The organism is Campylobacter vicugnae (genome assembly GCF_002139875.1).
Classification (GTDB): Bacteria; Campylobacterota; Campylobacteria; order Campylobacterales; family Campylobacteraceae; genus Campylobacter; species Campylobacter vicugnae.
Window position 1 is genome coordinate 176,308 of sequence record NZ_CP018793.1, and the last position, 13,457, is coordinate 189,764.

9 protein-coding genes are annotated in these 13,457 nt (G+C 25.7%); 7 read left to right on the plus strand and 2 right to left on the minus strand.

Translation table 11 applies throughout. The features are described 5' to 3' along the window. Positions 1-7 precede the first annotated feature (7 nt). Positions 8-709, minus strand: coding sequence for a hypothetical protein (locus tag CVIC12175_RS00965; protein WP_152023627.1), 702 nt, complete (start codon positions 707-709; stop codon positions 8-10). A gap of 253 nt (positions 710-962) precedes the next feature. Between CVIC12175_RS00965 and CVIC12175_RS00970 the strand changes: the two genes are divergently transcribed. The 4 genes from CVIC12175_RS00970 to CVIC12175_RS00985 all read left to right on the plus strand — a co-directional run bounded on the left by CVIC12175_RS00970 (position 963) and on the right by CVIC12175_RS00985 (position 6,437). Continuing rightward, positions 963-1,445: a glycosyltransferase family 2 protein gene (locus CVIC12175_RS00970; RefSeq protein WP_086315788.1), complete on the plus strand. Its 483-nt coding sequence runs from the start codon at positions 963-965 to the stop codon at positions 1,443-1,445. 28 nt (positions 1,446-1,473) lie between these two features. Next, positions 1,474-1,863, plus strand: coding sequence for an FAD synthase family protein (locus CVIC12175_RS00975; RefSeq protein ID WP_086257446.1), 390 nt, complete (start codon positions 1,474-1,476; stop codon positions 1,861-1,863). 236 nt (positions 1,864-2,099) lie between these two features. Further along, positions 2,100-3,086: a hypothetical protein gene (locus tag CVIC12175_RS00980; RefSeq protein ID WP_141082899.1), complete on the plus strand. Its 987-nt coding sequence runs from the start codon at positions 2,100-2,102 to the stop codon at positions 3,084-3,086. Next, positions 3,087-6,437, plus strand: coding sequence for a CDP-glycerol glycerophosphotransferase family protein (locus tag CVIC12175_RS00985; protein ID WP_086315789.1), 3,351 nt, complete (start codon positions 3,087-3,089; stop codon positions 6,435-6,437). A 9-nt stretch (positions 6,438-6,446) separates the two neighbouring features. Here CVIC12175_RS00985 and CVIC12175_RS00990 read toward each other — a convergent pair whose 3' ends face one another. Beyond that, the gene (locus CVIC12175_RS00990) at positions 6,447-6,992 is read right to left on the minus strand and encodes a glycosyltransferase (RefSeq protein WP_086315790.1); all 546 of its coding nucleotides are present in this window, start codon (positions 6,990-6,992) and stop codon (positions 6,447-6,449) included. Between the two features lie 26 nt (positions 6,993-7,018). Here CVIC12175_RS00990 and CVIC12175_RS00995 point away from each other — a divergent pair, with 26 nt between their 5' ends. From CVIC12175_RS00995 to CVIC12175_RS08615, 3 genes are all read left to right on the plus strand, one after another. Then, the gene (locus tag CVIC12175_RS00995) at positions 7,019-9,262 is read left to right on the plus strand and encodes a discoidin domain-containing protein (protein ID WP_086315791.1); all 2,244 of its coding nucleotides are present in this window, start codon (positions 7,019-7,021) and stop codon (positions 9,260-9,262) included. Between the two features lie 90 nt (positions 9,263-9,352). Next, on the plus strand, positions 9,353-11,506 hold the full coding sequence (locus tag CVIC12175_RS08500) for an O-fucosyltransferase family protein (RefSeq protein WP_086315792.1): 2,154 nt from the start codon (positions 9,353-9,355) through the stop codon (positions 11,504-11,506). A gap of 3 nt (positions 11,507-11,509) precedes the next feature. Further along, positions 11,510-13,429: a hypothetical protein gene (locus CVIC12175_RS08615; RefSeq protein ID WP_086315793.1), complete on the plus strand. Its 1,920-nt coding sequence runs from the start codon at positions 11,510-11,512 to the stop codon at positions 13,427-13,429. The last annotated feature ends 28 nt before the right edge of the window (positions 13,430-13,457 follow it).

Sequence of the window (13,457 nt, forward strand, 5' to 3'; positions counted from 1 at the left end):
TTTCCTTTTAAATAATTTTTGCTAGTTTTATTCCCAATTTATACGCTTTATGGTTTAGCACTTTTAGTGCATAATCTTTGTCCCAGTAATTATCTATATCAAATTTACATTTTTTAGCATATGCTTTGTCCTTTAAAATTTGATATATATAAAATGGTGTTTTTAAAAAATTTTTTAATGAAATTTTGCTGCTAATTAATACTAGTCCAATCCAATAATATACACTTGATTGCACAAGGGCAAATGCACCTATATTATGATCTTTGGCATACTTTTGTGCGAGCGGTAGATATCTTTTATATCCTAGTGGGTCATTTAAAAAGTTTTGCAAATTTAAAGCAAGCATACAATAGCGATTTAAAAATGTCTTTTCTAAAAGATTATATATTTCTTTATCATCTTTAAAACTATCTATGAGAGATGAAAGCATAATAGCGGCTCCACCAGCTCGGTAATATTTAGAAAAAATCATAGGATTATCATAGAAATATCTTAGATATTTTCTTAATCTAAATGGGATAGAATTAATGTTAATCTTGCCACCATAGTTCATGGTGCTATCGTTTCTAATTATGTAATTATATAGCTTTTTAGGATATACTTTAATCTTATTAGCATTAGAAAATAGCATAATACCAAAGTAGTTATCCTCTTCACGAACATCTAAATATCTTAAATTTAGTTTTTGTATATAATCTGTATCTATCATAACCCAGCAGCCACTAGCAAAGCTATGTAAGTCTATTTTAGAGCTTAATTCCAACCAATCTTTATTTGATATAGTGATTTTGTTTTGAAGATTATAGTTTTCAATACTAGCTATTATATTTATAATAAAAATTAATTTTTATTATAAATATATATTTTTTACATATAGCCTGCATAGATTTAATTGGTTTTTAAGAGATTTTTATATAATATTATTAGATTTTATTATATTCAAATAAAGGTTGAAAATTAATATGCATAATAAAAGCGTAGGCATAGTTATACCTATTTATAATGCTGCTAAATATTTAGAAAAATGCCTACATTCTATTAGCATACAAACTTATAAAAATATAAAAATATTATTAATAGATGATGGTAGTACAGATAAAAATGTAGATAAAATAATCAAATCCTATATTCAAAAAGATAATAGATTTATAGGTATCAAAATATCAAATTCAGGTCAAGGTATAGCTAGAAATATTGGAATAGAACACTTTATAAATACTGATAAAACAGACTATATTCTCTTTGTGGATTCTGATGACTATATAGACGAAAATTGCATAGAAGAGCTAATAAAAAATATTGATGATGCTGATTTTATATGGTTTGATTTTAGATATAAATTTGAAAATATCAAGCCACATAGCAATCCAACTAGTATTGAAAACTATAATCTTCAAAACAAAATTACTATATCAAATAAAGATTGGTTGGAGTTAAGTGCTTAATAAAAGCAGCTCTATAAAGGATTAAACAATGAAGCGTGTCTTAACATTTGGAACATTTGATCTATTTCATTATGGGCATTTGATGGTTTTACAAAGAGCTGCAGATTTAGGAGATGAGCTATTTGTAGGAGTATCATCTGATGCATTGAATTTTTCTAAAAAAAATCGCTATCCTATATATTCTCAAATGGAAAGAATGGAGATAATTAAATCTTTAAAGTGCGTAACCGGAGTGTTTTTAGAAGAGTCGTTGGAGCTAAAAAGAGAATATTTACTTAAGTATAATGCCAATATTTTAGTAATGGGTAATGATTGGGAAGGTAAATTTGATGAATTTAAAGATATAGTAGATGTTGTTTATCTGCCTAGAACACCTAGTATATCTACTACAGAATTAATAGAAAAGATTCGTATATGAGCATTAAAAATATAATTAAAAATACATATATAGAAACAAAAGGATATTTATATTGTTCTACTTTTATATGTTTTTTAATTAATTTGTATATGCAAAAATCAGCACAACAACGATACGCAAAGCAATTAATTAATATATTAAATAATATGCAAAATTATTTTGCATATTATTATAAGGCAAAATATAATTTTTATTTTGCCAATTATGAAGTAAGTCTTAAAAATATTAATATTTTTTTGAAAAAATATCCCTATCATGTAGAAGGTGGATATCTAAAGTCGCAAATTTTATATTGCATGGGAAATAAAGAAAATTCTTGGAAAATTTTAGAAAATATTTTAGAATTTAGCACAAGATTAAAAACTTGGCTTGTGCTTAGTAAAATAGTAGAAAATGAAGATGATTTTAATAAATTTGAAAATTTATATTATAAATATAATCAAAATACAAATAAACAAATTACGCTATATCTTATACATGCTGGAATCAAAGGCATGGCTTATAAACGGACTAAGTATTATTTAGAAAATTTAATTTTAAATCATAAATTTAGTTCTAAAAATAAAATATCAAAAAAAGAATTAAATAGTAAAGATGCAATAAACGCTCTAAAAGATATTAAAAATTTTTTTAATAAATTAAATATTAAAATATTTTTAGTTAGTGGTACTTTTTTAGGTTGTATAAGAGAAGGAAAAATACTATCTCATGATTATGATATAGATATAGGAATTTTTAATGAGTCTATAAATTGCGATATTGCTAAAGCTATATGCAAAGAAGGTCTATTTTGCATACATGAATACAATACCCCTGGTATTATAAAAGTAAAGCATATAAATGGAATTTTAATAGATATTTTTATACATTACAAAGAAGATGATAAAGTATATCATTTGGGCGGCAAAGCTAAATGGTATAATACGCTATTTGAGCTTAAAGAGTATGAGTTTTTAGGTGAAAAATATTTTGGTGCAAAAGATTCTAATCTATATTTAACTGAAAATTATGGAGAAGATTGGAGAATCCCAAAGACTTCTTTTGATAATGTATTAGATACGCCAAATGCTATAATAATTAATGATGATCTATATATTTTACATCTTTATAAACTATTAATGAGTAAATATTCTATATATCACCAAGAAAAAATACTTAATGAACTTTACAAGTATGATGAAAATAATTTTATAAATAAATATAAAATTCATAAAGGATATTAGATGTTAAACCCTCTATTTAATTACTATTTTTCTATGGGAGCTTTATATTATCATCGTAACAAAAACTATCAAAAGGCACTTGATTACTATATTAAAGCAAATTCTTATAATAAAAATAATGCTAAATGTATTTTTAAAATCGGAATGTGTTATTTTAAAATGCAAGATTGGAATAATGCAAAAACATATATTCAAAATGCAATAGCATTAAATCCAAATCAAAAACACTGGAAAAAACAATTAGATCAATCTCAAAACCATATAGAATCTGGCGGCATATCCCGTGGTAAGCTTTGGTGGAAGGAAGTAGAGGATTTAAAAGATGAGATTGCAACTAAAGGCGGTAATTTTGCAAGATATAAAAATCTTGCTATTGCTCTTGAGATGATGTTAAGGTTTAAAGAAGCTGCATTGGCCTATTCCCAAGCATTAAAATTATTAAAAGATTTATCTAGTATTGATGCTGAATATTATTATAAAATGGGTTATTGTTATGAAAAAGGCATGGAGAATCAAAGCGATTTAGATTTAGCAAAAGAGTTATACAAAAAAGCAATATCCATTGATGAAAAATTAGAATCAAATTTATATGGAATAGGCGTATTCCATCAAAATAAAGGTCTATGGATAGATGCTAATAAAGCATATTTAGAATATTATAATGATAATATATCAACTAACCACGATGATAATATGCTATATAAAATAGGAATGAGTTTTGATAGGCTTTATGATTGGGAAAATGCAGCTATATATTATGAAAAAGCATTAGAGATTAATTATCATAGGCCTTATACTCATTATAGATTGGGTTTTGTTTATGAGAGACAAAAAGAGTATGAAAAAGCAGCTTATTATTATCAAGAAGCTGTAGCTCGCAATAGCGAACATAAACCATATTGGTATTATAGGCTGGGGTATTGTCTTAATAAATTAGGCAAATTTGAAGAAGCAAATAAAGCATTTATAGAACAAAATATAACTTCGCAAAACCCGTATGGTGTTGATGATAAAATATTAAAAAATAAAGCTTTTAAAGATAGAGCTATATATACTCATTATCTGGAAAATACCGCAATCATATCAAAAACTATATTGTATGAAACATTCCATGGCAGACTCATGAGTTGTAATCCATATGCTATATTTTTACATTGTATTAATAGTGTTGATTTTAAAGACTTTACGCATATATGGGTACTTGAAAGCGCTTATGATATGAAACCTGAATTTAGAAAAATGAAGAATATAATCGTAATCAAAAGAGGAAGTCATACATATCTAAAATATCTAGCACAATCAGAGTATTTAATTAATAATACAACTTTTCATTCATATTTTACTAGAAGAGAAGGACAAAAATATCTAAATACATGGCATGGGACACCTTGGAAATCGCTTGGCAAGCATATTAAAACCAGTTTTATGGAGCATGCTAATACTCAAAGGAATTTTTTACAAACTACTCACATAATAAACCCTAGTAAATTTGTAGAAGATGTCATATTGAAAGATTATGATATAGATGGTACTTATAATGGCAAAACTCTTATTAGTGGCTATCCTAGAATAGACTTAACCTTAAAAAAACAATTGCAATTAAAAGAGAGATTTGGTATTAAAGAAGGGGAGAAGGTTTTATTATACGCTCCTACATTTAGAGGACATTTTGGAAGTCCAAGATTTGAGGCTCAAAGCATCATGAAACACTTAGAAAAGTTGTGCATAATGCCCTTTAAAGTTCTCTTTAAAGGGCATCATGAAACACTTAGATATATAGAAGGGGAGAATTTAAATTTTTGCAGCGCAAATGATAGAGATATAGATACAAATGAACTTTTAAGTATTGTGGATGTATTGATTACTGATTATTCTAGTATTGCATTTGATTTTATGCTGCTTGATAGACCTATTATATATTTTACATATGATTATGAAGAATATAAAAATGAGCGTGGATTATATTTTGATATAAACGAGATTACACAAAATCGCTGCGATACTATAGATGATGTGATAAATCTATTATCTAATAAAGAATTTTTAGATAAGAAAAATAGATATATGCACCTAAAAGATAAATTTTTTCCTTATGAAGATGGAGATGCTACTAAGCGTGTTGTCGATTTCTTTTTCTTTAATAAATATGATGATATATCATCAAATAAAACAAATGATAAGATAAATATTTTATTTTTCGAAGGACCATTTATGCCAAATGGTATAACAAGCTCAATGAAAAATTTGATCAATAATATAGATCAAGAAAAATATAGAATATTTTTATCAATTGAACCAAATAGCATAGCTCCATATCCTGAGAGATTAGAGCAATTTAATGATATCATTGATAAGGTTCATGTTTTGCCTAAAGTAGGTGCCAAGAATCTTACATTAGAAGAATCTTATATAGAAAGTAAATTTAACCCAAAATCAAACAAAGAACAAGAAAATATCTTACAAAATATTTATAAAAGAGAATTTAAACGCATTTACGCTGATAGTAAATTTGATATAGTTATTAATTTTGAAGGTTACAATGTCTATTGGGCTAGATTGTTTGCATATGGTACAAAATTAAAGAAAATTATTTATATGCATAATAATATGCTAGGAGAATTTAATAAACGATTTCCTAGTTTAGAAATGGTATTTTACACTTATAAATATTATGATAAACTAATATCAGTATCAAAAGAGACAAAAAATACAAATCAAATAAGTTTATCAAAAAACTACAATATAGATTTAAATAAATTTGACTATATAGAAAATGCGATAAACTATCAAGAGATTATAGAAAAAAGTAATATAGCATTGCCTGCTAGTATTGAAAATGCTTATTTTCAAAATAGATTTAAGGTATTTATAAATGTAGCTAGATTATCTATAGAAAAAGATCAAGAAAAATTAATTCGTGCTTTCAAAGATGTGAATACAAAATATCCAAATACCAAGTTAATAATACTAGGAGATGGACCTTTAAAAGAAAAATTAGAAAATTTAATCAAAAGATTAAAATTAAAAAAATCTGTATTTTTACTTGGTAGAATATCAAATCCATACCCTTATTTAAAAAAAGCAGATTGCTTTGTAATGAGTTCAAATCATGAAGGGCAAGGTTTGGCTATGATAGAAGCTTTAATTCTAAAAAAACCAGTTATTAGTACTAATTTTTCTTGTGCTTATGATGTATTAGATAGTGGTAAATATGGATTAATTGTAAATAACAATATAAATTGTTTAGCAGAAGCTATGAAAAAATTTATATCTCAAGGATTAAAATTTAATACATTTAAGTACAAAGAATATAGTGAAAAAGCAATACTCGATTTTTATAATATTATTTAGTAGAGATGACTACACATCTCTACATTCTTGATAAAATTTATTCATTAAATTAGTATTGTATATAAATGGATTAAAGTTGTTGCATAATTTTTTTCCATTTATATAGTCTATCATGGCATTTTTCAACCCTTCTATGGTGTTATCTACTAATATTCCACCATTTTTCTCTAAGACGCTTCTATTGCCTGCGATATCAGTAGCAATAATATATTTATCTAAAACCAATGACTCTAATAAAGTTACAGGCTGCCCTTCATGATTTGAACTCATTACAAAGCAATCTGCTTTTTTTAAATAAGGGTATGGATTTGATATTCTACCAAGTAAAAATACAGATTTTTTTAATTTTAATCTTTTGATTAAATTTTCTAATTTTTCTTTTAAAGGTCCATCTCCTAGTATTATTAACTTGGTATTTGGATATTTTGTATTCACATCTTTGAAAGCACGAATTAATTTTTCTTGATCTTTTTCTATAGATAATCTAGCTACATTTATAAATACCTTAAATCTATTTTGAAAATAAGCATTTTCAAAATAATATTTATATATAATATATAATCAATATTTAGGAGTGCGATATGACTTGGGGACAAACCGAACCAAATATAGTATGGAAAGATGAAGATTTAATAGAAATAGCTCACGATAAAAATGCTTTTCAAAGTTCAATTTCTAAATGGTCATTAAAAGATGATGCAAAGCGAGCTATTAAATCAGATCTTAAAGTAGATGATTATGCTTTTCATACAGGAATAGAAAATAATCCTTGGTGGATAGTAGATTTAGAGAATACTTACGATATTGAATATATTAAAATAATTAATAGAAAAAATTATCAAGATAGACTAAAATCAATTAAAGTAGAATTTTCAATAGATAAAAATTTATGGTTTGCAATAGATAGAAGTTTATATGATTTTAGGGGGGGGTATGATACTATAATTATTCCTTTGCACTCCTATATCCAAGCAAGATATATAAAAATTTCCTTAGAATCTAAAAATTATTTACATTTTAAAAAAATAGAAATATTTAAAAGAAAATATCCTGCCTTAATTGTAGCAACTAGGTTTGATGGTAGTGGCGGTAGGTTAATGGCTATGCTAAATGCAATGTATATTGCAAAAAAAACAGGAGCAAAATTTGGTTTTATATGGGATGAAAGAGAGTTGCACGATAAAAATGATGTATTTGTAGATAATCAAGATAATATATTTGATAGTAAATATTTAAAAGAATACTCTTATACAAATAGTATTAAAGTAGATTATTGTGATAATCGTATAAATTATATTGGTGATTATAGTAATTTTTTAAAAAATTCCCCTTGGCGTTTTGGTTGGAAAATAGCTGATAATAAATGGCTAAATAATTTAATATTTACAGATTTTAATTTAGAAGACTATAGAATAGAATGTCAAAAATTTTGGGAAAATATCGGATGGAATGCCGATATTAAATCTATTATAAGTCAAGCAATAATAAAATCAGAAGAATTAGGTTCATATGTAGCACTACATTTAAGAAATGGAGATGTTGTATCACATGCCTTAAAAGGTGTTTTATTTACAGAAGGAGTTAGGAATAGATTATTTCCAATTGAAATTGCTATTGGAATAGTAGAAAAATTTTTAAATAATCAACAAAAAGTTGTGTTATTTTCTCCGGATCAATCAGCTAAAATAGTGCGTGATAAATTTGATAGTATAAAACAAAAAAATATTATTTTGGCTCAAGATTTAATGATAAATCCAACATATAATCAACAACTATTTTTTGATTTAGTATTAATGGCTAAATCAAAGGAAATTATATCCCCATCTTTTTCCACTTATGCTTTATGCGCAGGTTTAATTTATGGCAGTAAATTATCAACAATTGACGAAACAATTACTAGACAAGAGCAGTTGTATCTATTAAATAAATATCAAAATTATTACACAACGCCAGAATTAAAAAGCGCTAGTTATTTTTATTGGTATAAACTTCTAGAAAAAGAAAATAATGTAGATGAATTAATTAAAATTTGCGAATTAGGATTTATTGAAGATAATAATTTTGTCTTTATGGTTCGCAAATTTGAATTACTATTAAATAATCAAAAATTTAAAGAATGTGATGAAGCAATAAAAAAATTATCTTCCAAAGATAAAATAAATGTTATATCTGGATTTTTCCCAAAAAATATATATAATATTAGTTATAAAACTAGTATAGATATTTTTATCACAACCGCCTCTATTAAATATCCATATATAAGCTACATTGCATCAAAAATATCTGTATTCCAAAAAGATTTAAACAATGCACTTAAATTTATAAATTACTCTTTAAATACAATACCTGATAACGAAGAGTTTATAGCTTTTAAAAATGAGATCAAAACTTTAATAAACAAAGCCAATCCTCAACAAGTGCAAATAAATATCAAAGATCCAAATAAACAAGAACGCAATTTAGAAGAATTTACTTTACAATATGGCACCGCCAAATCCCGTATCCACAACCAACTAAGCTATAAGCTTGGCAAAGCTATGATAGAAAATTCTAAAAGCATATGGGGATATATAAGAATGCCTTATATATTAAGCTATATAAAAGATATGCATAAAAAAGAACAAATAGCCTATAATGAAAAAATTAAAGCTAATCCAAGCTTAAAGCTCCCACCACTAGAGTCATATCCAGATTATAAAGAAGCCCTAAAAGAAAAAGAGTGCCTAACATACAAACTTGGAGAAGCTATGATAGAAGCTAGTAAAAATTGGTATAAAGGTGGATATATAAAGTTATTGTTAGATATAAAAAAGATGAAAGGGTAGATAGATAAAAATATATGTATTTATACTACTTTTATAGATATTATGATATCATAGGTAATAATGTTTTATATCAATTAATGGAGAGTGCTAGTGTTTTTTTCAAAAAATAGAGATATTGTATGGAAAACAACAGATTTAATAGAAGTAGAATATACTACCAGCAATGATGATGTAGCCAACGGATGGCTGATTTATAATTTTAAACACGATATTTCTTTAGAGATTATCCAAATTTATTTTAAAAATTTTATAGATAATAATGATATAAAAAAAGGGGGGGGGGTAATTGAATATTTTCAAAATAATAAATGGATAGCATTAGATAAAATTGCAACTATAGGCGATAATGAAAACGAATTAATTTATTTATTAAAATCGGAATTAACTACAAATCTTCTTAGAATAAATCATTTATATCCAATAGATCAAATAAAATTTTACAAAAGAAAATTTGATGGACTCTTAATAGCTGGAAGAATGGACGCTTTTGGCTCTAGAATGACAGCATTTATTACGGCTATGTATTTATCAAAAAAAATTGGTTTTAAATTTGGATATACATGGGAAAAATTAGATTCTCCTGGTGGAACTTTTATGGATGATGATGAAGAGCTTTTTGAGAAAGAATTTATAAATGAATGTTCATATAAAAGTAAACTTTCAAAAGGTGATACCAATACATTATGTTTTAATACTATTTCTGAACTTAAAAATAAGCCGTATAAAAAATATTGGGGTTCATATGTTATGAACTATTATGTTGCCAATAATAGTCATATTAAAGACCTTGATGAAAAGGATTACTTGGCTAATTTTGGACCTATATTAAGAAGCATACCTTTTAAAGAAAAATATAAAGAAGCAATAGAACAAAGCGATTTAATATCTGCTAAACTAGGCGAATTTGTAGCTATTCATATGAGAGGCGGAGATAGCATTTATGATAAAAATTACAGAAGAGCTATATTTTCACCAGTTATAATGAAATATGTTTTTCCAGCAGAAGTTGTAGTGTATGCCATTAAGCATTTTATCGAAAAAGAAAATAAAAAAGTAATTTTATTTGGTGCTGATATTAAGGCTAATATTGCTATTAAAGAATATTTAAAAGATTATGCAATAAAAAACCAATTACTTATTGCATCAGAACTGCATCAAAACTATAATACAATGCAAGCTACTATATTTGAACTTATTTTGATGTCTAATGCCAATATGATTTTAGCTAATCATTCTACATATTCAAAATTTGCCGCAGCACTTGGTAATGTTGAATTAAAAAATTTTAATCAATATTTTACCAATAAAGAGATATACGACTCTATTATGTATTATCTTGATAGATTTGATACTCATAATATTCAAAAATCTGCAAGTTGTGCATATGCACTTGATTTAGCATATAAGAAATTAAACATTAATACTGCTATTAAAATAGATATTGCAAACCGTGGATTAGAATTTGATTTTAATAATTCTATTTTTAGAGTTATGCTAACTTATATTTTAATTAGCGATAAACAGTATCAAAGAGCTGATGAATATTTAAAAAATATATTATTAGAACGCAAAGAAGAATTTCTAGAAGCATTGCTTAGAGTATTGTGGGGTCAGCATATTGTGTTTGCTCCACAATTTTTATCATTTATCACAACTGCCTCTATTAAATATCCATATATAAGCTACATTGCATCAAAAATATCTGTATTCCAAAAAGATTTAAACAATGCACTTAAATTTATAAATTACTCTTTAAATACAATACCTGATAACGAAGAGTTTATAGCTTTTAAAAATGAGATCAAAACTTTAATAAACAAAGCCAATCCTCAACAAGTGCAAATAAATATCAAAGATCCAAATAAACAAGAACGCAATTTAGAAGAATTTACTTTACAATATGGCACCGCCAAATCCCGTATCCACAACCAACTAAGCTATAAGCTTGGCAAAGCTATGATAGAAAATTCTAAAAGCATATGGGGATATATAAGAATGCCTTATATATTAAGCTATATAAAAGATATGCATAAAAAAGAACAAATAGCCTATAATGAAAAAATTAAAGCTAATCCAAGCTTAAAGCTCCCACCACTAGAGTCATATCCAGATTATAAAGAAGCCTTAAAAGAAAAAGAGTGTCTAACATACAAACTTGGAGAGGCTATGATAGAAGCTAGTAAAAATTGGTATAAAGGTGGATATATAAAGTTATTGTTAGATATAAAAAAGATGAAAGGGTAGATAATGAATATACCTAAAATACCATTTATTAATATGTTGAATACATGGAATTTTGACATTATAGATAAGATATATCAAGATAAAATTGTAACCGACAATAATAAGATGATTGAATATGTAAATTTTTTATATAATACCGGACAAATAGATAAAATTAGGCATATTATAAACTTATTAGACGATGAATATATCTCTACATTTGTTGGATTAAAAGAGTTATGTGATATAAAAAATATTGATAATTCTATTTTTAATAATCATTTATTTTCAAAAATTAATAAGGATATTTTGGCTTGTGTTTATATAAATTATTTTATTAAATATGAAGAACTTGATTTAAAAGAGTGCCAGGAATTACTCAATAAATATATAGTAACTTCCAATAATGTTGTAACCATTAGCTATTTTCTAAAAACTACAATTGATTATTTTGAAATATTTAATAATATGTATTTTAACAATATACATATAATATTGCATATTCTTCAAAATAAATTTAAAAATAATTTAGTTGATGGTTCAAATTATTATTACAATAAAGTATTATTAAATTATAAAAAATATTTTTTGAACAATCAAAAATTTAAACAAAATGCCAAAGTAGCTTTGTTAATCGGTGGAGCTTTAAGAGGAGGAAATTGGCTACACACTATTAATAAAAATATTGATGAAATTGGTTTGAATGCAGATGTATTTTTATTTACATGGGATAAAGAGTATTCATGGATTGGACTTGGCGGAGTTCCTGTAAGATGGGTAGATAGAATGCTTCCTTCTAGTTTAGCCAAAAGTGCCCCCCAAGAAGTTGCAACAAAGTCAAATTTTAATAAATATTTCCCATTAACATACAATAAGTTATCTAAAGAATATGCAACATCACTAGATCGTTCAAAATTAAATAAAATAAAAAATTTAGTTTCTTATAGTATAGAAAATGAATTGGATTTTATAAATAAATATAAACTCAAACCAGAATGGAATGTATGCAAATTGCATTATGGCAATTTAAGATTATTGCAAATATTAAAAGAATACGAAAAAACACATAATAAACAATATGACTATATTATTAAAATAAGACCTGATATTGTATGTAAATCTGAGTATAATATAGAGTCAATTTTAGAGATTAATGATATGGAAATAGGAGCTTATTATGGTTCAATAGGCTTAGATGACAATATACTAGTTGGCAAATATCACACTATGAATTTATATTTATCTCTTTTTGAGATATCAATACAAAATAAACATTTACCACTTTTTGCTAATGCTCCACGTATAGGGGCGCATGATGGAACAGCTAAATATTGCTCATTATTAGGTATTAAAGCCATAATGCCTAAAATTACCAAAGAATCATTTAAAAACATAAGCGAATATATTATTCCAGATTTTTCAAAAGAGTTGCAAGAGGATTTATCTAATAGCAATTTGAATGAAGATACACTGAAAAAATGTAAATTGTTTTTTCATAGTTTAAAAAATGAATCGCAAAAATTTGAAATAATCAATAAAGATTTACAAATAAAAATTATAAAAAATAATTTGAATTTATTGCTTTATAAAACCGCCAAATCCCGTATCCACAACCAACTAAGCTATAAGCTTGGCAAAGCTATGATAGAAAATTCTAAAAGCATATGGGGATATATAAGAATGCCATATGTATTAAGCTATATGAAAGATATGCATAAAAAAGAACAAATAGCCTATAATGAAAAAATAAAAGCTAATCCAAGCTTAAAGCTCCCACCGCTAGAGTCATATCCAGATTATAAAGAAGCCTTAAAAGAAAAAGAGTGTCTAACATACAAACTTGGAGAAGCTATGATAGAAGCTAGTAAAAATTGGTATAAAGGTGGATATGTTAAATTTATATTTAAAGCTATCAGACTAAAAGAGAAGTATATGAAAAAATAGTAAAATATCTATTAATTATTGTATTTTA